This is a genomic window from Collinsella aerofaciens (assembly GCF_028209625.1).
Taxonomy (GTDB): Bacteria; Actinomycetota; Coriobacteriia; order Coriobacteriales; family Coriobacteriaceae; genus Collinsella; species Collinsella aerofaciens_AM.
On record NZ_JAQLDU010000020.1, the window covers coordinates 1 to 25,322 of the forward strand.

A 25,322-nucleotide genomic window follows, 5' to 3' on the forward strand; every position below is an offset into this window, starting at 1 on the left:
TGAAAGCGTCCTAGTGTTCGCTTCTAATAAAGAAGGCCAAGATTCGGGACGCAGTTCAATTTAAGTCTGTCCCCAATGAGTGCCGCCAGGGACAGCCCTTGCCAGCCCGGCCGGCGAGCCGGCAGATCGGCAAAGACTGTCCCCAGCGACCAGTCGTTTAAGAACGTCCCCGATGACCAGGTAGCTAGGCATGGGATTTGGCGCGGGTGAGGGCCATGCCTACGGCGGTGATGGCCGCGGCAAAGAGCACCGTAACGCCCAGGTCGCAGGCGATGTCGCCCAGCACGGTGGACGTCAGGTCCGCGGCGAGCGCCTTGCCGATCGCGTCGTTCACCCAAAACGTCGGCACAAAATGCGCCACGGTCTGCACGGCCGAGCCCATGAGCGACAGCGGCATCCAGGCGCCACCCAAAAACGTCATGAGCATGCCGAGTAAGTTGCCCACACCGTTGAGCAGCTCCTCGCGCGCGCCCAGGCTCGACAGCGTAAAGCCAACGGCCAGCGGCGTGCACGCCAGGGCAAACGTTGCCGCCAGCGCCAGGCACACGCGGCCCACGCCGACCTCGGCAACCGCGCCGGCAAAGCCCACGACGCCCATCATGCTCGACACAAGCCAGATGCAAACGGTGAGCACGGCGGCGGCCGCGAACACGGCAAGCGAACGCTGGCGCTCGGAGAGCGGGGCGGCCTCCATGCGGCGCACGCGCTCGGGCTCGTTCATGCCCGAGAACACCAGCCCCACCGACACGATGACCGACGAGATGATCGCGTACGCGCCAAAGTTGAAGTACGACTCGAGCGTGGCAGCAGCAGTCGAGTCGACCTTGACCTGCTCGATCTGGACCTCCGCGCGCTTTGCGGCCGCGTGCTCGGCGGCCCTTGCGACATCACCGTTGGAGGCAGCGGGTTCAAGCGCCGCCGCGGCGCCCGCGAGCGAGATCCAGCGCGAGGCCTCGGCGGACGAAAGCGCCGCCGCCATGGTGCCGGAGCCATAGGCCACGTCGAGCTTGGGCAGGGATTCCCCCGCGCGGGAGGCCGCGATCAGGTCGTCCTCGAACCCTTCCGGGATAAAGAACACGCAATCGGCACTACCCTTGGCGCTGTTGCTCTTGGAGAGCGCGTCGGCAAGGTCGTACGTGTCGTCGCCGACGCCCGTGACCAGGTCAAAGCGTGAGCCCAGGTGCTTGGTAAGCGCCCGCGAAAGGTCGCTATTGTCGCGGTCGACCACGATCACGTTGGTGTCGTAAGGCTTGTACTCGGTAAGCTGAGACGAATTCCAGCTGACGGAGGCCGCGATAAACACACCCAACAGCGAAATGAACACCGTGTAGATGAGCAGATAGAGCGGGTGCGCGAGCGCCATGCGAAGCGCGGTCTTAAAGGTGCTCATAGCGGCTCCTTCCAAAGATCAGCGTAGCGGCGGCGACAAACACCAGGGCCATCAGGACGAGCGCGCCGGCGCGAACAGCGAAGGGCCCCAGGTCCTCAAAGAAATACAGGCGATTGAACATATCGCAGATGAGCTTGACGGGGTTGAGCCAGCACTCGACCGGACAAGCGCGGGCGACGTCGTCGGCAAGCGCCATCGCCGGCTCGCCGTAGAGGCCGGCGAACAAAGCGCGCGTGGTGGCAAAGCCCGTGAGGATGCCCGACTTGGATGCCTTGCCGCCCTTAACGGGAAGCGTGCCCACAAAGAGCCCCAGGCCCGTGGCGGCAAGCGCGGATGCAGCCCCGCCCAGCAGGCACAACCCCTCGCGCCCGCCAAAGTCGACGCCCACGACCAGGTGCACGTAGCCGATCGCAACCGCCATCGATGCAAAGGAAACCAGCCACGAGCCGACAAAAATGCCGGCCAGCGACGCCGTCTTGGAGACGCCGCCCACGCAGCGACGCGCGCCGAGGCCGGACAGGTTGGGCTGCAGATCGACGACGGCCAGGGCCGCAAACTCGGCAGACATCATCGCGACCAGGCCAAAGAGTGCGAAATAGTAGATGGTCGCAGCGTCGGGCGTGGTGCGCGTAAGGCTCACGCGACGGGTGCCGCCCTCGAGCGATAGGGCGCGCGCAACCGCCTCCGGATCGGCGAGCGCCGCCGGATCATCTTGAGCAATCTGGGCCATGAGCTCGGCATTTTGCGTATACGAGCTTGCTACCGTCTCCAGAATGCTGCGGTCGGTGAGTACCGACGACGCACGCGAGCCGTCATAGCTCGAAAGCAACGTGAGTTTGGGCGTGCCCGCGTCGTCGACCGTATAGATGCCCGCGACCTCGCCGGCCTTGAGTGCCTTGCGCGCGGCAGCCAAGTCTTCGTACTCGCTCACATCGAGCAGTTGATCGTCGCCCTCCCTGGCAAGCGAGGTCGCCACGTCCTTAAAGGACGAAGCGCCCCAGGTTTCGTCAGCGACAACGGCTACCGGCACCGGGTCGATCTTGCCGTCAGAGCTCAGGTTCGCAAACATAAACATGAACATCGTTAAAAGCGCGACGGGAAAGATCGCGCCCCAGACCCATGTGCTCGGCCGGCGCAATAGCGTCTTGGCCGTGGTTATGATGGTGTTGAACATGGCTGCCCCCTAGTCGCGCAGCTCGCGGCCGGTGATCTCGAGGAACACATCGTTGAGCGTGGGCGGCTCGCTCCACACGCGGCCGAGCGCCACGTCGGCGGCGCGCAGCGTGTCAAGGATGTCGACCAAGTTGTGCGGGCTCGCTTCGCAGGTGCAGACAAGCTCGCCGTCGGACAGCTCAACCGAAAGCACATGCTCGAGGGCGCGCAGTCGCTCGACCGTGGCGGGCTCGACGGCGCCGACCTCGACGGTCACGCGCTCGCCCATCTGAATCATGCGCTTGAGCTCGTCGTTAGTGCCCTGCGCCAGCACGCGCCCACCATCCATGATCATGATGCGGTTGCAGATCTGCTCGACTTCCTCCATGTAATGGCTGGTATACACCACCGTGGCGCCTTCGCCGCGCAGGCGGCAGATGCCCTCCAGGATGGCGTTGCGGCTCTGTGGATCGACTGCCACCGTAGGCTCGTCAAAAAAGATGAGCTCGGGCTTGTGCGCGATGCCGCAGGCAATGTTGAGGCGGCGTGCCAGGCCGCCCGAGAGCTTGCCGGGGCGGAACTTGGTAAAGTCGCCCAGGCCGACAAAGTCGATCGCCTCGTCCACCAGCGCGCGGCGGCGTTTGCGGTCGTTGACGTAAAGACTGCAGAAATAGTCGATGTTCTCACGCACGGTAAGCTCGTCAAACACCGCCACCTGCTGCGGCACCACGCCGATGCGGCGCTTGAGGTCGTAGCGGGCGGGCGTCATGGGCTCACCGAACAGCTCGATGGCGCCCTTGTCGTAGGCAAGCAGCTGCAGGATACAGTTGATGGACGTGGTTTTGCCCGAGCCGTTGGGGCCGAGCAGGCCAAAGATCTCGCCGGGGGCGATGTTCAGGTTAAAGTGGTCGAGCGCAATAAGATCGTCATAGCGCTTGACGAGGTTTTCAACATGGACGATGTCTGTCATGAGGCGGCCCTTCTGTTGGTTGCGGCCCGGTACGATTGCATCATCGCAGGAGTGGGTGGCACGCGCCAGTGAGCTTTGTCACGAGTGCGGAGGTCTTGGTCGTGCGGCCTGCCGACGCCCCCGCTTTGCCGCGTGGGAGGAATGTCACGGTTGCGCAGGCGGCCCCTCCACCGTGCGCGGCTTCGCGTACAATACCCGTATGAACAGGCTTTTCGACAAATCGATCGTGCTGGCGTGCTGTATTGCGGCCGCCATGGGTCTTGCTGTGAACGCTCACCTGGTCGCGGCGTTTTGCCTTGGCGTTATTGCCACCTCGCTGGCCGAGGTCGCACGGGGGAACCGCGCCTGCCGTGCGAGCGAGGCCGCGAGCTACGTTTACGTCATCGCGGCTGTCTTCGTGCCGCCGTTTGTGCCGTTTGCGCCTCTCGCCCTCTATGACATCGCGCGGCGCGTGCGCCATGAGCACGCCTGGATCGCGCTGGGTGTCGGCGCCGTCTTTGCCTGTACGCTCGTCGCGGACCTTCGCGCCGACGCGCTCACCGCCCGAACGCTCCTGCTGACCGCCATCCTTTCGGTTGCCGCCACCTTGCTATCGCTACGTACCGCCCAGCTGGAGCGCGAGCAGCAGCGCATGCGCCGCATCCGCGACGAGCTGCAGGAACGAGCCCTCGCGCTCGAAGCGCGCAACCGCGACCTCGCCGATCGCCAGGACTACGAAGTCGAGCTCGCGACGCTCGCCGAACGCGCCCGCATCGCGCGCGAGATCCACGATAATGTCGGGCACCAGCTCACGCGTGCCTCGCTGCAGACCGAGGCCCTGCGCGTCGTGCACGCCGGCGAGCCCGGCGTCGCCGCCGATTTCGCCGACGTCAAACGCACGGTTGACGAGGCGCTCCAGCTTGTGCGTACTAGCGTCCATTCGCTCAACGACAACGCCGTCGACCTTTCCGTGCAGCTCGAACGCATTGTTGAAGGCGCGCGCTCGGACGGCGGCCCGCAGATTGAGCTTGAAGTTATGACTGAACATACGCCCGCAAATGTCGTCAACTGCTTTGCGGCGGTCCTGCGCGAGGCGCTCTCCAACACCATGCGCCACGCTTGCGCCCATGCTGTCACTGTACGATGCATGGAACATCCGTCGTTTTACCAGCTCATCGTTACCGACGATGGCGTGGGCGGGGTTCAAGCAAGCGGCCGCAACGTCGCAGAAGGCATGGGGCTCGCCTCCATGCGCGAGCGCGTCGAGGCGCTTGGCGGCACCTTCACCGCCGGTCCGCGCGCCGGCACCAGCGGCTGGCGTGTGTTTGCCACCGTTCCCAAACCGCAAGGAGATGAGGGCCGATGAGGCTCATCGTTGTCGACGACGACCGCCTAGTGGTCGATTCGCTCAAGATTATCCTGGGCGCCCAGCCGCAGATCGAGGTGGTGGGCACCGGCGCCAATGGCGACGACGCGGTCGCGCTCTACGGCGAGCACGCGCCCGACATCGCGCTGCTCGACATTCAGATGCCGGGACGCGACGGACTTTCGGCGGCACGCGAGATCCTTGAGCGCGACCCTGCGGCGCGCGTGGTGTTTCTGACGACATTCTCGGATGACGAGTATATTGTGTCGGCACTCAAACTGGGCGCCCGCGGCTACCTGATCAAAACCGATGTCGCCGCCATTCCACCGGCACTGGCGCAGGTCATGGACGGCAAACGCGTGCTCGAGGGCAAGGCGATCGAGGATATCGACTTTGACGGAACGGGCGTTGAGGCGGGCACGCCTCGCCGGCCCGCCGCCTTTGCCAGCCTGACCGACCGTGAGTTCGAAGTCGCCGAGCTCATCGCCCGCGGCCTCGACAACAAGGAGATCGCCGCCACCGCCTACATGGGCGAAGGCACCGTACGCAACCACATCAGCTCGATCCTTGCCAAAATGGGTCTGCGCAACCGCACCCAAATCGCCATCGCCTACCTGCGAGGGTAATTACCCAACGGCCAACCGCCCCGGCATAGCAAAATGGCTGCTACCGATTTAATACCATTTCAAAACTATGCCGGTTTACGGGGCTAAACTCAGGACCCCCATCCATACCCGCGTTTTCTGCAAAATAACGACTCGTCTACCTGCGGTTTTATTTTCACGAATATCGGCATGGTTGGGGACTCGTGACTCAGCCCCGTAAACCGGCATAGTTTTGTTCGGGCGGCCCTGCACGAGCGCCTCCGCAAGCCTCGCGAGACCAAAATGATCCGTTTTCCTCCGTCCCCAAGGGATCAGCCGGAACCGCTAGCCACGAAACCTGCCCATCTACTACGTTTGACTCGATACCCCCGACCATACCCGCTTTTCATGCAAAATCGCAGGCGTTCTACCTGCGATTTTTATTTCGCATTACTTGCCATGGTTGAGGGTAGCAGCCTAAACGTAGTAGATGGGCCCATTTCGTGGCAGGCGGGTCACGCGGCAGCCCTCGCAAGGCAAAAATGATCCGTTTCCCTCTGTCCACGGGAGATCAAAGGCTGTTACTGATATGGTGCCATTTCAAAACTATGCCGGTTTACGGGGCTAAAGTCGGAGCCCTCATCCATACCCCCTATTTTTGAAAAACAGCAAGCAGTCTACCTGCGGTTTTATTATCTTGGTTTTCGATATGGTCGGAGGTTCGCTATCCAGCCCCGTAATCCGGCATAGTTTTGTTCGCGACGGCCCAACCGCGCGTTTAAGCGCGGGGCCGGCGGGGCATTTTTGCCCCGCCGGCCCCTATTCCAGTTCTACTCCTGCGCTACTCCGGCTTAGTTTCTACCGTGGGAGTCTTGTCCGCCGCAACTGGAGTGCGGGCGGTGTCCATGCTCAGGCAGTGTTTAGGGCAGCTTTCGATGCACTCGCCGCACACCACGCAAGCATACGGGTCGATCGACCACGTTCCGCCCTTGCGATCGACCGCGAGCGCGCCCGCCGGGCAACGCCGCGCGCACATGCCGCAGCAGATGCACACGTCCATGTCATTGACGATATGCCCGCGCAAGCGCTCGGGCGCCGTCAGCTTCTCCTGCGGATAGCACACCGTGACCGGCTGCTTGACCATAGAACCCAAGGCCATCTTGGCAAATGTCAGCAAACTCATGCCGCGCCTACCTTTCCGTGCAGCTAATGCAGGGGTCGATGGTCAGGATAATCATGGGCACGTTGGCAATGAGCACGCCCTGCAGCGCATGCGTCAGACCCGCCAGGTTTTGCGACGTCGGCGTGCGCACGCGGAAACGGTCCAGGTTCTTGGTGCCGTTGCCGCGCACATAGTAATACGCCTCGCCGCGCGGCTGCTCAATCACAACCTCGCCGCGCGCGCCGTCGGCCGGCGTGAGCTTGGTACGCCCACCGATACCGTCGTGCGGAATCTTGCCCACAAGCTCCTTGATGATGTCCATAGCCTGCGTGACCTCGGCGCAACGCACCTGGCAGCGGGCATAGCAGTCGCCATCGGTAGCGACAATTGGCTCAAACGCAGCCAGATCCGCATAGGCGCCGTCGCCAAACATGCGCACGTCATAGTCCACGCCCGAGGCGCGCCCGAACGGGCCGACCATCGACAGATCCAGCGCGTCCTTCTTGCTGATCACGCCCACGCCGTGCAGGCGCTCGCCGCAGCTGTCGTCGTCCAAAAAAGTATGCACCAGGGCCTCGTAGTCGGGACGCATGGCATCGAGCGTCTGGACAATACCCGCCAGCTCGGAGTCCTCGATATCGTGCTTAAGGCCGCCGATCTCATTGATCGACAGAATCACGCGGCCGCCGCACGTGCTCTCAAAGATCTTGAGAATCTGCTCGCGCAGGGTCCACGAACGATAGAACAGCGCCTCAAAGCCAAAGGCATCGGCGAGCAGGCCCAGCCACAGCAGGTGCGAGTGAATGCGCGAAAGCTCGTGCAAAATGGTGCGGATATACTGCACGCGCCCGGGCACCTCGATGCCGAGCATGCGCTCGCAGGCGCTGGCATAGCCGTAACTGTGGCCCACGGCGCAGATGCCGCAGATGCGCTCGGCGATGTAGCCAAACTGATGCATGTCGCGCTTTTCGGTGAGCTTCTCGAGTCCGCGGTGCACAAAGCCGATCTGCGGAATTGCCTCGAGAACGCGGTCGTCCTCGATCACCAGGTCCAGATGAAGCGGCTCGGGCAGCACCGGGTGCTGCGGGCCAAACGGAATAACGGAGCGATATGCCATGGACCTTACGCCTCCTTTTTCTGCTTGTCGCGGACGACCTTGGCGGCAAGCGCCGCGCGGACCTTGGCCGCTTTCTCGGGATCCATGGCGGCGAGCTTTGCCTCCATCTCGGCGGCCTTAAGTGCGGCCTTGGCCGCGGCCTCGTCATGCTGAGCATCGGAGCCGGCAGCCGCAGCGGGCCGAGCGACGGCGGCGCCCGCGGCATCGCCGGCGCCCGCAACGCCCTCCCCTGCAGCAGCCGCAGCCGCGGCGGCCTTCTCGGCAGCGGCCTTGCGCGCCTTGGCCTCGGCAGCCGCGCGGACCTTCATGGCCTTCTCGCGCGCGGCCTTCACCTCGGGCGTGATAACGCTCATGGGCTCGGCAGTCGAAACCTGGTAGAAAAAGCCCTTAAAGTCGATCTGCATATCGGTAATGGCAAGACCAAACAGGTCGTGGGCCTCATTTTCAAACGGGAACACCGCGGGGTAATACGAGCTGATGGACGGAATCTCCTGGTACTGGTCGATGCCCTCAACCACCAGATTCTCGATCGCATAGCTGCCGTCCTGCGCAATATGTTCCTGAGCAGCGCGAACGTTGATAAACGTATAGACCAGGCGATACGAGCCGTCGTCGACGTTGCGCTCGGCGTGCATCTGCACAAAGCGCGCGCCGACGCCCTTGAGCGCCTGGACATGCGACAGGAGCTCGTCGATCCCAACGGTGGTATAGATAGCCTTTTGCATTACTCGGCCTCCTTTGCAGCGGCGGGCGCACCGTCAGCCGTGCCTGCGTCGACACCGGCCCCGGCACCCGCAGCAGCCACAAACCCGTCCTCGCCCAGCTCAACGCCACCATCCCAGGTAGCAGCGCCGCCTACGGTAAGCGGGTCGCCGCCGGCACGCATCACGGCCTCCTTCTGATCAAGGATGCCGCACGCCTCCACAATGGCATCGATCACGGTCTCGGGGCGAATGGCGCATCCGGGCGCGTACACGTCCACGGGAATCGCGCGGTCCACGCCGCCGATCACGTTATAGGCATCGCGGAATACGCCGCCCGAGCACGCGCAGATACCGCAGGCCACCACGCACTTGGGCTCGAGCATCTGGTTGTAGATCTGGCGCACGACGGGCAGGTTCTGGGCATTGACCGAGCCCGTCACCAAAAAGATGTCCGCATGTTTGGGGTTGCCGGTGTTGACCACGCCAAAGCGCTCCGCATCGAACAGCGGCGTGAGCGAGGCCAGCACCTCGATATCGCATCCGTTGCAGCTCGAGCCGTCGTAATGAATAACCCACGGCGAGCGCGACATTTTATGATCCATGGATGCTGCCTCCTAAATAAACACGTCGACGAGGATGGGCATAAGGTTGAGCAGGCCAAACACCAGCGCCACGCCCCAGCCGAGCTTAAAGCAGCTGCGCCAGGTGCTGCGGGCAAAGGTGTTGTCGATCAGTACCTCGACAAAATACGTCGCGACCATCACGACCAGGGCGACCACCCAGCTCACCGGGTTGTCCCAGACAAAGAACATGCCCACCCACATCAAAAACAGCACGGTCTCGCACCAGTGCATAAGGGTCATCTTGGCCAGCGTGCTGCCGCTCATCTCGGTGGCGACGCCCTGGACAATCTCCTGATGCGCGTGATGCGAGTACGAAAGGTCGAACGGCGACTTGCGTAGCTTGATGGTAAGCACCGCGAGCAGCGCAAGGAAAATGGGCGCGCTGTACACGATGATGGGGGCCGACTGCCCCGTCACGGCAATGGAATCGAAGCTGTCGGTGGCAAGGTACAGGCCCACGCTCATCAGCAGAACGGCGGGCTCGTAGCTCATAACCTGCAGCAGCTCGCGATCGGCGCCGACCTGCGCAAACGGGCTTTGCGTCGAGGCGGACGCCAGCACCACAAAGATCGCGGCGAGCGTAACCATAAAGGCGCACAGCAGCGTGTTGGAACCCGACACAAAGATGCCGCCGCCTACCACGGTAAAGATGAGCGCACATGCCATATAGGTATCGTCCATGGTGTTTACGCTGGCAGGGGCCTTGCGCAGCAGCTTGGCAACGTCGTAGAAGGGCTGCAGCAGACGCGGGCCCACGCGGCCCTGCATGCGGGCCGAAAGTTTGCGGTCGATACCGTCGATCAGGCCGCCCACAAGCGGCGCTAGCAGGGCAAACGCCACGGTACCAATAAAGATGCCCACGACACCCGAGCCTTCGAAATACTTGCCGCGCAACACCGAGGGCGCGCTCATGGCAAGTCTCTCGGGCCCAATCCACGCGCAACACAGCAGCGCAAACAAGATAATGCTGCAGCACACGACGCTACCCGCGGGACCAATACGCTTCTCGCCAAGGGCGTCCACCGAGTACCAATTGCGCTTTTCGGCCTTCACCTCGCGTCCCATCGAGCCGCGGAAATGGCGGTAATTGTCGGTTCCCACACCCGAAAGATATACGTTTACGTGCGGTTTGTTGCTCACGCGGAATGAAGTCAGCAGCACCACGGCGATAAAAGCCACGATAACCACCATCAGATACATGGCATCCTTGCCAATAACGTACGGCACGCGGCCAAACACCATGGCCAAGTAAGGCGACACCAGACCGCTCGAGATAACCGGGAACGCCACGCAGCACAGAATCAGCAGCGCGGCGATGGTGTTGAGGGCCATCCATTCGGTCTTATGGACATTGACCTCAACGTTTTGAGCCGTGGGGTCGACGCCCGAAAGCTTGGCAAGCCACTTGCCCCAGAAGAAGAACGTCGCGGCCGAGCCAAAGGCAAGCACCATGATCATGAGCACGTTGCCGGTCTGGGCAAACGCCACCAGGGCGCCCCACTTGGACACGAGCATGCCAAACGGGGCCACGAACATGCCCATAATGCCCAGCATCATCAGGCGCGTCAGGTGCGGCATGCGGCTGAACATACCGTCCATGTCCTCGATATTGCGGCTGCCGATATGATGCTCGGCCGTGCCCACGCACAGGAACAGCAGCGACTTTGCCACCGTATGGAACAGGATCAGGAAGATCGCGGCCCACACGGCCTCGGGCGCGCCGACGCCCAGGCAGGCGCTGATAAGGCCCAAGTTGGAAATGGTGGAGTACGCGAGCACGCGTTTGGCGTTGCTCTGCGAGATGGCCATGAGGGCAGCGAGCAAAAACGTGATGGCACCCACACTCGTGACCATAAAGCCGGTCACGGGATAGATGGCATAGAGTGGGCTGAGCTTGACCATCAGGAACACGCCGGCTTTGACCATGGTGGACGAGTGCAGCAGGGCGCTCGTGGGCGTGGGGGCAACCATGGCACCCAACAGCCAAGTGTGGAACGGCATCTGTGCGGCCTTGGTGAGCGCGGCGAGCGACAACAGGATGACCGGCATCACCAGCAGCGCGGACTGCGCGGTTCCGGTGCCGGAAAGCTCGATCATGCCCGAGATGGTCAGCGGCATGCCGTTAACGTGCAGATACATAAGTCCGGCCAAAAACGCGATGCCGCCCAGCATGTTGAGGATGATTTGGGTAAAGGCGTTCTTGATGGCCTCGGGCGTACGCGTGTAGCCAATCATAAGGAACGAACACACGGTGGTGATTTCCCAGCCGCAGAACAGCCACTCAAGGTTGTCGCTCGTCACGATGACGAACATGGCCGAGAGGAACAGGAACATGAGCGCCAGGAACTGCGGGCGACGGTCGGGCGCGGTCTGCCCGCGCAGCGCGGCCTCGTGCTCGTCATGGGCCTGGAAGTCCTTCATGTAGCCCAGGGCATACAAGCAGATTAGACTGCCGACGATGCCGACGGCGAGGACCATGATCACGCTCATGTAGTCCAGGTAGAGTGGCGTTGCCGTGACGGCTTCGGCCGCGGGCAACGTCATGGCTGCAAAGGCGAGCGAGCCCACCAGCTGGACTATGCCGAGCACCGTGGTGAGCGCGTTCCTATATTTGTACGCGTTGTACAGGATGACAGCGCACAGGATGACGCCGATAACGGAACTGATGATCGAGAGCACATGCGAGGTGCCGGGGGCAACCTCAAAGCTCTGCGGACCCGTGCCAAAAAACATGACGGCGACTACAACTGTCACCGCCATAATGATGCCAGAGCCTACAAGCCCTACCGCATCGCGGGCGCGGTCACCGCGCGCGAGCAGCATGCCCAGCGCCGGTACCAGCGGAAACAGGGTAAGGAAATACAGTAGCGTCATACCATCACTCCCCCATGCAAAAACGCTGCAATTGTTTAACGTTATAGCTCAGTTGAGGAGTAGCGGCGGCGGGTTTTCGGTCAACTGGGGAGTTTTAGGCGTACGGGGTAAGGGCACGCCCGCATTGGAGCAGAGGGGCGGCAAGAAAAATGCGCCCCTGTGGGTGCACCATCCCGTTTGCTATTCCGCCTTTTTAACGCGCGGCTTGCGACCGCGCGGCTTATCGACCAGTGCGGACTCACCGCTCTCGCGGTACTGACGGCACCAAGCCTTGACCGAAGACTCGCTAGGAATCTTGTGCTTGATCATGGCCTCGCGAACCGTTAAGCCGTTTTCCAAGCGGTCCTTGACCACGGCGAGCTTAACTTCGTACGAATAGGTGTGATGATGCGAACCGGCGTTGAGAACGGCGTCGGCACCGTCCACGGCATATGCGCGGGCCCACTGACGAGCCGTGGCCTGGGGAATGCCGAGCTCCGCGGCGAGGACGCGATGACCGACCCCCTCTTGGAGGACCTCGACGGCGCGCTGCCTAACCTCGGGCGCATGCGTGCGAGTCCTTGTTGCTTCCGACATACCTGCCACTTCTTAGCCTTAACCGTTAATCTGCTTTCTTACGTGCATGTTAGATAGTAGCATTTTGCTGTTTGCGCGTAACAGTTAATTGAAAATCGCACGGCGGCATCTGGGCATTTGCCATTAATTTGCAACAGTTCTTTAGGTTTTATTTACGCAGCTAGTTAGCTCGCGGCTCATTGACGGTGTTTTACCAACCAGATTGGTATCTTTTTGTTTGGCTGGTATGGTTTGTGTAATTATTAACCCCTCTTCAGCCCGCACCTACATGTCAACTTTCCACTTACTTTCCAGCTTTCCACTTAACTTACCACCTAAGGTGGAAAGCTGGAAAGCTAGGTGGAAAGCTGGGGCAGCAGCAGGCCAGGAGAACAAGAAAAGGGGCGGCAACCGGGTGGTTGCCGCCCCTCGCGTGGCTAGTTGGTTTTCGTCTCATGGCGAATGCCGTCGGTGTTGATGCGCGCCAGCGTGTACGTCACGTAGTCGGAGTGCGAATAGCCATCAAGGTTGCTAACGTTAACCGGCGTGTCGTTGACACCGACGCCGGACATATGAGCCGTAAGCACCAAGCGGTAGTTGGCATAAGTTTGGTCCTTGCCCTCAACATTCGTATTCACCTTAACGCGGAAAGCATGCTTAAAGGCAAGGCTGTTGCCGTCGCGCGTGGCGAACGCGCCGCCAGCCCCCTTGCTATCAGTAAATACGTAGTTCTTGCCATCGGCGCTCAAAGAGCCGTTAGCCAACTTATCGCTACCGAGCACCGTAATGTAGCTTGAGATGTTGTCGACCGCATCATAACTGCCATCATCTTGGCGGCGCTTCTGCAAGCTCAGCGTGTACGTCACCGTGCTGGCATTGGAGATCATGGCCTCGGCACCCGCGAGCTTGGACAAATCATACGTTCCCACCAGAGCGATTTCGCCGTCGGCGGACTTGAGGTCATCGATGTTGATGCCCAGCTGCGACTTCTTTGAAGCCTCGAGCGCAATAGTCGAGGAGCCCACGTCCATGCGGTAGTATCCAGCTATGCCGTCGATGTATGCCGAGTTGCTACTGGTGCTGAGCGTTTCGGCATGCGTAGAGAGGTGCGCACGGTAGTTGGGCTTTGTGTACTTATCTGTGCCGCCATTCTGCGAAGCGATAATACCAGCCTGGCACGCAGGCTCCGTCATGGCGAGATTCGCCTCCATAGTGATGGTGAACTGGCTGTTATGGTTCTTAGCGATCTCGCGAATGCCAGAAAGATCAATTGCTCCAAAATTCGCGTCGGCCAGCGTCAATTTCATGTCCCCGCCATCCGCAGCCCATACAGCCGAAGCAGCGCAAGGATCTTCAGCGGTTGCCTCCCTCCATGTCCACTTCGTCTTGCCGTTCACGGTTGAGGCATGCGGGACGTAGTACTTGCCCCCCACTGTCACGTAGAACGAATACGTACCCTGGGTTCCAGTCGGGTAGCCATGCGCGCCCGCAGCACTGCCGTTCTTCCCGTAGTTCACGAGCGAAGAATCCAGCTGGTAGTACAGCGCGTCGGAGCTCGTGTATTGCTGGTTCGAGTCGAACTTCACGGTGTCGCTTACCTTCATGGTAAGCGGATAGGTGACATCGTGAAGCTCCATCCGTTTGATGCCGCCCTCGTTGTTATCGATGAGGCCGTGCGTGTAGTTGGATGTCACGCTGTAGGTCGAGGCCGTATTCTGGTGCCCATCCTCGGCAGCCTTGCCGTCGGCTGCTTTCTTGCCTCGCAGCAGGTAGTTGATGTGCTCGTTGAGGCTCGTGTCCACCGTAGTTGCGGTGTAGCCGTTGACACCCGCAGAGCCCGCCGGCGTGCGCACCGCCAAGTAGAAGTTCTCACTCTTGGGCTCTTCCTCGGCAACGGAGAGGGTGTAGAACGTGCCCGTCGTGTCGGAAGATGTACGTGCGCGGTAGTACGCACCGCCGACCTTGGCGCCGGCCGCCTTCTCGAGCTCGACCTGGCTCTTGCCTTTGACCTCGGCATCGGTGAGCTTGACCCAGGCACCGTCCTTGTCCTCCTTGTGCGTCACGCCCACGATTTCGCTCAGCCACGGCTCGACGTAGGCATTGTTGTCGGCATCCACAAAGTCGGTGAGCTTGACCGACGCCGCTCCTCCCGCGCCCACCGTGCAGTGATATTCACGGTTGTTATGAGCAGTGTCCACGAGCGTGAGCTGCGTGCCCTTGGGCAGCGTGGCGCCGAAGGTGATGCTCTTGTTGAGCGGGCCCATGGAGCCACCGGCTTCGAGCAGCGTGTTCCAGCCGTAAGCGACTGCCTCGCCCCGGGCGCTACCATAGGTCCAGGTAAGGTAGCCGGTCATGGTATCGCCGCTGCTCACAAGCACGTGATTGTCGTATTGAGTCGCAAAGTCGGCAGCCTTGAAGTTCGCGCCCTCGGAGTAGGTGGCGGTGAAGTCGATCTCGAGCATGCGCTTAACGATGATGGGCACCTGCACGCGGTAGCTCTGGCCGGCCTCGCTAAAAGTGACCGTGAGCAGCGTGAAGCGGCCCCGCTCGTTGTCCCAGTCGGTACTCGCGCGGAAAACCATGGAGCTCGTGCCGTTGTTGAGTACCTTGAGCGTGGGCGTTTGCGAGGCGGTTGCGTCCTTGACGAAGGCGCCGTTATCGGCAAGCGAGAAGACCTCAGCGGTGGCGGTCACGTGCTTGGCGCTGCCGTTGAGGCGGCGGGCATCGGAAAAGCCGCCGTTAGTCACGATGTTCAGATACTTCTCGACCGTCGTCGTGTCGTTGCCGGGAATCATGAGTACAGGGAAGTCGGTTGCAACCTTCTTGCCCGAAGTAACGTTGTTGGCGTTGAAAGTGCTCTTTGAGCTGTCCGCACTGTAGGTTTTCTTGTTTTGGTACGTGCCGTCATCATTGATGCCGCTGATGTTGGTGTAGGTGTAGCGGCCGGGAACGCGGGCACCCGCCTGGCTTTGGATGGTCACCGCGGTGTCAATGGCGGCACCGTCGCCAAACAGATAGCGATCAGTGGTGTCGCCGTTGGAGGCACGCACCGCCAGCGTGCTCACGGGGCTCGTGGTCACGTACGGGCTTGCCGCCGTGGTAGCGGTATCGTCCGCACCGTAGAGCGTGATGCCCTTGCCGGGTACGGCGAGCTTGTCGTTGTAGTCTCCGAACGCGATGTAGGTTTTCTTGTTAACCGCAGCCGCATTGGTCGTGTAAACCATCGGCGGCAGGTCGCTCGTGGTCTTGCCGTCGCCAGGCTTTACGTCCACACCTGCTGCGGAGAGGCTGTACCGATTATCCCCTGTGTCAACCTCGCCCAAGAGCACGCCCTGCTTAGCGTCCTTTTTGTAGGTGTTGCCATCCATAAGCACGTTTACCAGATGGAACTGGCCACGTCCGTCGCCCGCAATGCCGCCGTTGGAGGTTCCGCTAAACGTGGTGTTGGATACCCTTGTGTTGGTGACGTTGATGACGTCGGAACCGTTGTGAATCGCACCAAGCAGACCACCGCTCCAGCTGCCCTTGATCGTAGCACCCTCAATCGCGATATTGTTGCAAGTTATACCATCGTTGCTGTAGAAGTAGCCAATCAGCCCACCTGAGCATTGGTTAGTGCCGGCAACGTCGATGTTCTCGACGCTGCAGCCCTCGAACCAGTACACGTTGGATCTATAGATGCTGGTCGTAACCTCGCCAATCAAGCCGCCCGCATTGCGGATGGTCGTGTTCTTTCCGGTCTCATCGCCGATGAGGGCATTCTTGCTGCCGTCTCCGCCATCAATGCGCACGTTGCTCATAGAAATAACTCCGCTATAGGCGCTTCCGAGCACACCGCCGGCGCCCATGCACGTATCGGTGTTCTCCCCGGTAGCAAGCACATTTACCCCAGAGATAACTGCCGTGCTGCTCGACGAGACCGCTACGGTGGTGCCGACGTTAGTGTTGACCGAGATATCGCTTGATTTGGCATAGCCGAGCACACCGCCCACGTAGGGCGTTGTCCCCGTGGCGGTTATGGTCGAGTTCGCGGCAACAGTCTTCTCGCTTACCCCTTTGGTTGCGGTTGTCCACATGCCACACGCCGAGGCGACCGTACCCACGTAGCCGCCGACATACTTCTCACCCGTGACGTTGAGGCCAGTGTATGAGCAGTCATAGAGATACGCGGGGGCCTGCATGCCGGAGCCAAAATTGACCATATAGGTCATGTCGTTATCCGTCCTTCGGCTGGCGCAGCCCGAGCTACCAAGAAGCCCGCCCACGCTCTTGGCGCCCGACACGGTGCAGTTCTTCATCCGCACGTTGCGGTAGACACCGCACGTTCCGCCATCGTAGTTGGCCGTTGCGCCCGCCAAAAGGCCGGTGCCGATAAGGTCATTCGATGCCTGTCCCGGTTTGGCTTCGCCGTTGGTGTCGATATAGGTGAGCGATACGTTGCAGTTACTAAAGGTGAGGTCTTTGACTTGTGCGTCGCCGTTCGCGGTGACGCTGGGGGCGACATAGCTTGAGGTGAACATCACAGTACTGAACAGGCCGCCCACGCCCGAGACCTTATAGTCGTCATCGGCATATTCGACGACGCCGTAGGCGGTGTCTTCGGTACCCACCGTGATGGTGGCGCCGTTGCCGTCGATCGTGGCCACGTGCGGCGTGATGCGGTCGCGGTCGGTGGGCGCATCGTTCGAGTTGCAAGCATTGGAATAGTAACGACCACTGAGGCCCACGTATCCCGTGCCGTAGCCGGTCATATCGTAGGTGGCATTTTCCTTGAACTCCAGGCTCATGCCGATCGATCTCGACGCGCACACGTAGCCCGTTTGGTAGTTGGCAGCGTAGGACGCCACCAGGTAGGGCGAATTTACATCGTCATCATGGTCGAGCGGGCCGTGCCACCCCTGCTTGCCGGGGGCCTTCTGATCGTCGTTTTTGGCGATTTCGAAATCGCTGGCAGCACTCGCAGGCTTGCCCACGTTTGCGTAGTCAGCATTCCGCACCTTGCCATATTCCTTGTTGCCAAACAGGTAGCCGCATATCGCCGGGTCTTGCGAATCGCTGCCCCAGTAAGCCTTGGAACCGCGGAACACGCCATTATTGGAGTAGTTGGTATGTGCCGCGCCAGCACCCGCACCCGAGCTGATGATGGCCGAGAGCACCAAAAGGCCCTGGGCGTTTTCGAGCGTGGTCACGGGCGCCTCGGCGTTAGTGCCGAGGTATTTCAAGTCGGTGCCCGTAGTGGTGACGCAGGGCGTCCCCTTATCTGTGAGTTCGTTGATCTTGTAGTTAGCGTCACCGTTGTCGACATTGCAGCCCTCTCTAAAGGCATAGCCATCGATCACACGACCAACGTAGGGGTTGTCGTACTGGTCATACTTTGCGGCATCTTCCTTAGAGGACTTGTACTTTTTGTTCTTTGTGCCGCCGCGCCACGATTCGCCCGTTTTGCGGAAAATCACGCCACCGCCCGCAATGGCACCAACGTAACCGCCGATAGGGACAAGATGACGCTTATCCCCGTCACCAGCAACCGTAAAGCCGTACGTCGACGAGCCGTTATTTGGGTTGTTTACGACCACGCCATCGATAATGTTATCGCCACCAAGGATGCAGCCGATAACGCCGCCGAAAAACGCCGTCGGGACGCCGTCCGCATCCTTCTCAGAATAAGTAATAGTCGCCTGCGCATTCACATAGTTGATGTTGAGATTGCGCACCACGCTGCCATAGCTATAGGGAATGAGACCGCGAAGCTCGCCCTTGTTATTTTCAATCTCAATTGACGCAGTTGGCTTGCCTAGGTCGCCAACAATTACGCCACGGAACGGATTGGCCTTGTTGCCAAATCCGCCAAACGAGGCCGCATCGACGGTAATCTTATTGCCCTCAGGAGGCTCAATGCTGTAATACGCACTCTGCACATAGCGGTGCATGGTTTCGTCGCTCAACGTCTGCGAGGGATCGGTCGTTGCATCGCCGTTCTTCTTCTCCCATTTGTTATCAGCACCGTTCGCCTGCTTATAGACGTACACGACCTCGTTGTCGGTCCTCGCGCTGTCGATCTTCGTTTTGTTACGCCGCTCGCACAGTCTGGACTGATCGGCGGCAATAGTGACTTCCCAGCCATCCAACGCCACGCTGTTGTTGATGTAGTTAGCGATGGCGTTCATTTCCGTCGCGTCCGTAACGGCGTACGGATCGCTATACGTACCGCATCCCGTCATCAGGTTAGGGATGCGCTGGTTAACCTTGATTTCGTGATACTGGACGCCATCCTCGGTGGCTTTTCCCTTGTAAACATAAGGAAGATAGTCACCAAACCGAGGATTCTTGGCATCTGCCGGCTTTTTATCAACCGTCACCAAGTCATTAGGGGTGGCATAGGTTTCTTTATCGTAATACCAAAGCTGCTTGCCAGAGTATTCCTTGTCCTTGGCATCGATTTCGCTTCCATATGTCACCTTGCCCGCATCGGCATCGTCCTTAGTAAAGGTATAGTCCGCAGAGCCCGTGCTCGTGCTTCCGTAGCCAAAACTCTCCAGCAGGCTCGCATGGGTGAAGATCGTTTTGTTCCTTTGGCTGGGTAAGCTGATTTGCTCAAACTTCGCCGTCACCTGATCGGAATTTTTTCCCACGCCGAGTCTGCCGAAGAGCGAGGTTGCCGCCGTGGCCCCATTCGCGTAGTTACGGGTTGAAATATTCTTAGCGCTCAGGCTCACGCATGTCTGCATCTCGCTGATAAGCAGAGGAGCGTAACTGGTATTGTCATTCACACCGTCGACCGTCAAGCCGTCGAGTGTCAGCCCATCTATCTCGAGCTGCGCCACATTAGTCTCATTGATGGGCCCATAAATACAGCGGCACACAAGTGCACCGGACGAACTTCCCGCATCGTTCACAACAGAGCCCACGGTGCCTGCAAGCGTGACATTTTTAACCTTGAGGCTGCCCGTATGGGTTCCGATGAGAGCGCAGTGCATATTTTCGTGCTGCGTGGCTTCGCTATTCTTTTTGTTACCTTCTTGCTCAGCTTTAATGTCGGAATAATGGAACGTAATCGTTGCATTATTCACAGTAACCGTTGAGCCCTTCGCGGGGTCAGTAGGATAGAAACTGTATCCATCTAAATTGATTTCCACACCCGCGCTGTCGCTCGTGCCAATATTGTTTCCTTGGAAAATAGCCTGATTTCCCGGAATGATATAGTCCTGAATCGCGCTAGGAGCATACAGGTACGCGCACCAAAGCAGTAGGTACTCTGCGGAATCCATCCAACTGCTTGCGCTGCTATTTTTTTCGTTGTTGCCCACCTCCGCATATGCTTTGTCAAGATTGTAGTAATACCTCGTCCAGGCATTCGTTTTGTGGTTATTGCCGAAAGCCGACCGATTGTGATAGCTGTTGTCACTTCCCGGCTCTCCACTCATGTTGAGCTTGCCGCCATTGGCACCGTCATTGGTATGCAGCGAAACGACAGCGTTCCATTCGCCATCAATAAGCTTGCTGCCGGCTTCGTTGCCATAGGCAGGCTTAGTGCCATTGCCAACCCATTCATCAAACGAAGTATCACTGTCGTCGCTTTTGATTGCCGTGTTGTTGATTTTCACGCCATTGCCTGCAGCAGCATTGACCTTATATGCAGTATCCCAACTTGCCCTGTTCTCCAAGTACAAGCCGCTATAAGTTTCTACTCCATATGTTGAAGAATTCTCCGTCCTGCCACCTCGGCCGATGAGCAGGCCAAGCACCGCTGCCTTATCGGCATTAATGGTTGCGTTCGAAAGATCGATGGCGTAGTCGTTGACGATCCAGTGTCCACTAGCGGCGTATACGAGGCCGCCGACCTCGGTAGAGCTATTTGCGGTCACGGTCGTGTTGTTGGTAGTTTTGAGGGCGTAGGTGCTGTCGCTGGTATTCGCAGCATCGCCAATGGTGACGATGGCATTGCCCCAGCTGTAGCCCAGAAGACCACCGGCGCCGTTGAGCTTATCGCCGTTCTTGCCCACGGTCATAGCGAATTCACTAAAGCTAAGACCGGTAATGGTAACGTTCTTCTCGTTCGATCCCTGCACAATGCAGCCGATAAAGCCACCGACTTGGGCAATCTTGCCGCCGGCGCAATCGCCGGTTTTGATTTTGCCGCCGACTTCGAGGCGCGTAACATTGAATTTCGAGGTATAGTCGCCCACATAGCCGATGGCGCCGCCAATGCGCATATTGCCGTTAAGCGTTTGAGCTTTAGTGATGGTCGCCTGGGCCTTGCTGTTGCCCTCAAACGCAACCGTAGAAGCCGCCGACACGCTGCCCGCAATACCACCAATGTTCACTTCGTTGCTGAACGTATCATCACACGCGATATTCGTTTTGCACGTTACGCCAGACAATGACAGGTTGCCGACGATGGTACCTGCAAGCGACCCGGCATCGATAGCCGAACCGTTATCGAACTTCATGGAGCCAGCGATTGTGACGTTGGAGATGGTTGCGCCGTTGACGGCCGCGAACAAGCCCAAGCGACCGTGGCGGTAGATTTTGCCGTTGCCGTCGCTCGTGTCATTGCCGTCGAGCACAGCTTCACCACGCTTGCTGTACGGCTCGCCGACGGCAAGGTTAATTGTGCCGCCACCGTTCAACGTTCCCGAGAAAACTTGCGAGCCGTCTGCACGATCCTGCGTGAAACCCGTTAGGCCCGTGCCCTTGAGATCAATAGTGCCGTTCACCGTAATGGTCGAGGACTGCAAGCCGTTAAGGTTGTTTTCGGTAACGCCGTCAACCATCGAGTAGTAGCCGTTGGTTTGCCAGGTAATCGCCAGCTTTGCGAAATCGTCGATACTTGCCAGCGCAAATGCATCGCCAGTTTTTACGAGCTTAGAGCTAAAGTTCCACCGGTGCGCTTCGTTGATGGAGATGAGGTCCTCGCTCAACGGGTTGCCCAAGCGAATGACCTGGCCGTAGCTGTACACGTCATCGATCTTGACGGGCGTAGAGGGGCGCTTATATTGCCGTTTCGTGATATCGCCTGCGGCGGCGCCACTATCGCTTCCGCTACCGGCGGCAAAAATCAGCGAGTTGAAGTTCTCATAAATCAGCTGCGCAGTGTGATCATTTTCTACGAAGGTGGCATCCGACAGGTCGGTGATACCGCTGAACTTGACGATGCCGAGCCACGACGACCCAACGACTCCGGCAAAGCCGCCGTTTGTGCCGCCGATGGTAGCGCCGCTGGCGGTTTTGACTTTCAGGCCGCGCACTTCTAGAACGTTGTTTGTGTCCACGACGCCCACGGCGCCGCCGTATTTGCCATTTGTACTGGCGTAGCCCGAGGTTGAGCATGTCACTGTTGCATCACTGATGACCACGGCGGACACGTTGGCACTCCCGCCGCCTTCGCCAAGGTAGCCTACTAGGCCGCCCGCGTAGGTGAGTTTGCCGTTGGAGCCCACGCCGAACGACACCGCAGTATCATCCTGCACCGTAAAGGCATGCAGCGCGTCGCCGTTCTTCTTCCCCCACAGCTTGCCCACCAAGCCGCCGTAGTTGCCGTGCTTGTTGTCGTCCTTGCCATTTTGCAGCGTGCTTGTATACGAACCGCCGTTGACGGCCACATCGCCGTTCGATATGTCGAGTACGCCGAACAGTCCGCCGGCGGAAGGGGCAGCGCTCGTGTTGGACACACTGAGCGCCACCCCCTTGCCAAAGTCGAAGATGCCGCTGTTGATGGTGAATGCGTCGGCAAACGAGGCGTCGCCGATAAGGCCACCTGCATACGTCCCGGCAGATGACGATCCAACCGCATACGCGGGCTTGATGGCAATGGCCTTGCCCGAGGCGTCTTTTCCGCTGTTATCCTTGCCCACGGTGAGCGTGAGCTTAGTCGCCTTACCGATAAGACCGCCCGCCGCGTTTTTACCTGCGACGCTCAGCGCCGAGACATCGATGCCAGTTGGTAGGGCGACGGTGACACCCTCCTGCGCCTCGCCGATAAGGCCTCCTGCGTTGGCGCCATCGGCTGTCGCGTTGATGGTGGGCGTACCGTCGAGGTTGTCCGGCAGGGCGAGGCCCGCAAGCGTAAACGATGCTTTTTCGGCAAGGGTGTTCGCAAGCAAGCCCATGTTGCCTGCGCTCGATTGCATATCGACTGCCAGGGGGCTGTTCGCGCTTGTCGTGTAGGTGGCGTTAAGCGTGAGCGCGCCCGTGACCTCGCCCACAAGCGGCGAGGTGAGCTTGCAGATGTCCTTTTCGGTATCGCTCTTGGGCGTGCCCACGGTAACGGTGGCAGCAAGCGTCTTGTCCGCGCCCGTGACCTTTGCGGCCACGATGGGCTGGGCATCGGTACCCTTCCAGGTGAGCTTTACGGTGCTGTTGGCGTCGCTGAGCTCGATGTTGTTGAAGAGCGTCTTGTTGACGGTCAGGGTCCTGTCGCCGAGGTTGAGCGCGCCTTTGAAAGGGTAGGCATCGCTGCCGAAGCCCTGGAACGTGAGGCTACCCAGGCCGCCCACGATCTCCGCGCCGCACACGTCGAAGTCGATGCCGGTCGAGCCACCTTTGGAGATGTTCGCGTTCTGGTAGATGGCGGGATCGGTGTTGGAGATGGCGATAAGGTCGGCGTTGGACTCAAAGGTAATGGCCGTGACGGCGCCCGAGTCGTCAGTGATGACATCGCCGTCACCCAACTCGTGCCTGAGAGCCTCGACAGTAGTGATGGTGGGGTCGGTGTTTGCCTGATCAGCAGCATCCGCGTCCGCGTCATCCGCTTGTTCTTCGTCAGCAGCGCCCTCATCGGCAGCCGCATCGTCTTGGGACGCGTCGCCCTCCGCTGGAGCATCGCCGCTGGTGGTTCCATCGGTCGTGGAGTCCTGCGACTCGCCAGCGTTGGTAGAACCGTCGCCGCCCTCGGTGGCTCCCGCATCGGCGCCCGGAGTCGTTGCGGCATCATCAGATGCAGCCTGATCGGCATCTTGCAACGCACTGACCACGCCATCCTGTACGGAGCGCGCCGTGTTGCCCGCGGCGCGCGCGGCGGAGACGGATGCCTCCATAACGGCGTCGAGCTCTTGCGCGAACACCTCTGTGGAGGGCGCGAGCGCCTGGAAAATCATGATCGCAGTCAGGCATGCGGTTGTTATGCGCTTTGCCGTTCTCATCTGGTCCTACCTCGTCCTATCTCATGCCCCGTACGGGGTCTCAAAATCTATGCTTGCGGATTGCTTCGGCTAGCCCTACGCGGCCGAACACGAAACGCCAATGGCTTCCCAGCTGGTCGGCTTCGAATCACCCTTCCGGTAAAAGGTGATGATTTCCGAGCCAGGAGATGCATCGTATGTGATCGAGTTGCCGCTGACGGCTGCTTGCCCATTACCGTTCTTGTGATTCGCCTCAAAGAACGGATCGAGCTCGACCCCGTTTCCCCACGTGAGCTTTACCTTAGTCGTAACGCCCGTAACCGTCACACGATAGTTGTAGGCATCAAAAGCGTTGATGCCCAAGTTCTTATCGGTATCCGAATTCTTGTCGACCCACTCACCCGAAACGCCCGAAGCCGTCACCTCTGCACGTTCGGAAGGCGCAATCTTGGCGGCGAGCCATTTAAGGTTGGTGCCAGGGCTATTGGAGCCGACCTGGGCCTTAACGGTGAAGGATGCTTTGTTGAGGTCCGCCTTGGAAAACGTAACCTTATAGGCATACATGGTTGCCTTGTTGGCAGGGAAGGAAAGGCTGACCGTGTCGTCCGCCGCCAGCGTGGGCGTACCGCTAATGCTCCAAGTACCCGTCGTGTCCGTCGCCCTCACGCTCAGCGTCGCGTTGACGTCTTTGTCGTTAACCTTGTTCTTGTCGCCCAACAGATGGTTGTAAATGCGGAAGGTAAAGGAGCAAGTATCCCCACTCATGTCGGCAATGACGCTTCGAACGGCAATTTTCTCGTCATCCAGGCTCTCAGTCGTATAACCCGTGAGCATGTCCGAGGCAAACAGCGCCTGCGACGTGCCCGAAACGGCAACCGATTTAAGGAAGTCGCCCGCCAAAAAAGCCGTGTGGGTAAGGTAGGTTCCAGTCACAATCGCGACGACGCACAGCAGCACCGCAACCGCCCACAGGCGTTTGCGCACTTTGGAAGCAGGGGCAGCCGACTCCGCGCAGCAAGGCTCTGCCTTAGAATCATCTACCTGCGCAAAGTGCTTGCCAACAGGCCTCGCGATTTCATTTTGTTCATTCTCGCCTTTTCGCATCTGGCACCCCTCCCTTCCTGCTATTAGTTGCCGCTCGTGCCGCGAGCGATTAGGTAGACCATGTCGGTCTCTTTGACGTTTGAGACCGTCTTTCCGTTTACGGTCACAACGCCCGGATTCCATGTGCACTCAACAATAAAGTTGGTGGCATCGTTGGCTTTCGTGTCATTCCAACCGTCCAGATCGGCCTTTTGGAACGTGTGATAACGGTAGAGCGGACGGGCGTTTTTCTGGACGTCCTTATAAGTACCGTACGTTGGATCATTGCTGGCGAGCTCTTTAGCCAGGCCGTTTGTCTCATCCCTATTGATAAATTCGAACGAAATTAGTTTGCCCTTACTCCACGAATACGGATTGTTGAGTCCATCGAGACCGACCACATCGCCCGTCGTTGTCGGCGGGTCATTTACCGTCACGTGGTACACGTTGATTGTCAGCCCCGTGATATTCGTTGTGTTGGCAACCTGAAGCTCAAACGCCTGACCGCCGGCAGCGGGATCGCCATTGTCGCTCCGCACGCAAAACGCGCGCCGAACGGTCACGGTTGAACTGCCTCCCATTTCTTGGACACAAGAAATGGGAGGCCTTTTTATGGCTGGAAACGCTTTGTACGACGTCGGGA

14 protein-coding genes are annotated in these 25,322 nt (G+C 59.6%); 2 read left to right on the forward strand and 12 right to left on the reverse strand.

Translation table 11 applies throughout. From position 1 onward, the window contains the following. Positions 1–184 precede the first annotated feature (184 nt). From PMW70_RS08900 to PMW70_RS08910, 3 genes are read right to left on the reverse strand one after another with little or no spacing between them, the layout of a single operon-like run. A complete protein-coding gene (locus PMW70_RS08900; RefSeq protein WP_271744643.1) occupies positions 185–1,390 on the reverse strand; it encodes an ABC transporter permease in 1,206 nt (401 codons plus the stop codon). Beyond that, complete coding sequence (locus tag PMW70_RS08905) at positions 1,377–2,564, reverse strand: ABC transporter permease (protein WP_271744644.1); 1,188 nt, start codon at positions 2,562–2,564, stop codon at positions 1,377–1,379. The genes PMW70_RS08900 and PMW70_RS08905 overlap by 14 nt, the downstream gene beginning before the upstream one ends. Positions 2,565–2,573: 9 nt before the next feature. Further along, complete coding sequence (locus tag PMW70_RS08910) at positions 2,574–3,512, reverse strand: ABC transporter ATP-binding protein (RefSeq protein WP_271744645.1); 939 nt, start codon at positions 3,510–3,512, stop codon at positions 2,574–2,576. Positions 3,513–3,711: 199 nt separating this feature from the next. On the opposite strand from PMW70_RS08910, the gene PMW70_RS08915 reads away from it, so the two are divergent. Beyond that, the gene (locus PMW70_RS08915) at positions 3,712–4,857 is read left to right on the forward strand and encodes a sensor histidine kinase (RefSeq protein ID WP_271744646.1); all 1,146 of its coding nucleotides are present in this window, start codon (positions 3,712–3,714) and stop codon (positions 4,855–4,857) included. Beyond that, positions 4,854–5,483 carry a response regulator gene (locus PMW70_RS08920; RefSeq protein WP_271744647.1) on the forward strand — a complete coding sequence of 210 codons (630 nt, stop codon included), beginning with the start codon at positions 4,854–4,856 and terminating at the stop codon, positions 5,481–5,483. The genes PMW70_RS08915 and PMW70_RS08920 overlap by 4 nt, the downstream gene beginning before the upstream one ends. A gap of 799 nt (positions 5,484–6,282) precedes the next feature. On the opposite strand, the gene PMW70_RS08925 is transcribed toward PMW70_RS08920, so the two are convergent. The 9 genes from PMW70_RS08925 to PMW70_RS08965 all read right to left on the reverse strand — a co-directional run bounded on the left by PMW70_RS08925 (position 6,283) and on the right by PMW70_RS08965 (position 25,242). Further along, the gene (locus PMW70_RS08925) at positions 6,283–6,624 is read right to left on the reverse strand and encodes a 4Fe-4S dicluster domain-containing protein (RefSeq protein WP_117583679.1); all 342 of its coding nucleotides are present in this window, start codon (positions 6,622–6,624) and stop codon (positions 6,283–6,285) included. Between the two features lie 7 nt (positions 6,625–6,631). Continuing rightward, positions 6,632–7,720, reverse strand: coding sequence for a hydrogenase large subunit (locus PMW70_RS08930; RefSeq protein ID WP_271744648.1), 1,089 nt, complete (start codon positions 7,718–7,720; stop codon positions 6,632–6,634). 5 nt (positions 7,721–7,725) lie between these two features. Continuing rightward, complete coding sequence (locus PMW70_RS08935) at positions 7,726–8,445, reverse strand: NADH-quinone oxidoreductase subunit C (RefSeq protein WP_271744649.1); 720 nt, start codon at positions 8,443–8,445, stop codon at positions 7,726–7,728. After that, positions 8,445–9,026, reverse strand: a complete 582-nt coding sequence (locus PMW70_RS08940) for an NADH-quinone oxidoreductase subunit B family protein (protein WP_117655435.1) — start codon at positions 9,024–9,026, stop codon at positions 8,445–8,447. The genes PMW70_RS08935 and PMW70_RS08940 overlap by 1 nt, the downstream gene beginning before the upstream one ends. 12 nt (positions 9,027–9,038) lie before the next feature. Next, positions 9,039–11,921: a proton-conducting transporter transmembrane domain-containing protein gene (locus PMW70_RS08945; RefSeq protein ID WP_271744650.1), complete on the reverse strand. Its 2,883-nt coding sequence runs from the start codon at positions 11,919–11,921 to the stop codon at positions 9,039–9,041. A 180-nt stretch (positions 11,922–12,101) separates the two neighbouring features. Beyond that, positions 12,102–12,497 carry a helix-turn-helix domain-containing protein gene (locus PMW70_RS08950; RefSeq protein ID WP_117583684.1) on the reverse strand — a complete coding sequence of 132 codons (396 nt, stop codon included), beginning with the start codon at positions 12,495–12,497 and terminating at the stop codon, positions 12,102–12,104. A 416-nt stretch (positions 12,498–12,913) separates the two neighbouring features. Beyond that, a complete protein-coding gene (locus PMW70_RS08955; protein ID WP_271744651.1) occupies positions 12,914–23,617 on the reverse strand; it encodes a hypothetical protein in 10,704 nt (3,567 codons plus the stop codon). Between the two features lie 75 nt (positions 23,618–23,692). Then, complete coding sequence (locus tag PMW70_RS08960; RefSeq protein WP_271744652.1) at positions 23,693–24,700, reverse strand: hypothetical protein; 1,008 nt, start codon at positions 24,698–24,700, stop codon at positions 23,693–23,695. 23 nt (positions 24,701–24,723) lie between these two features. Then, on the reverse strand, positions 24,724–25,242 hold the full coding sequence (locus PMW70_RS08965; protein WP_271744653.1) for a hypothetical protein: 519 nt from the start codon (positions 25,240–25,242) through the stop codon (positions 24,724–24,726). Positions 25,243–25,322: the final 80 nt, after the last annotated feature.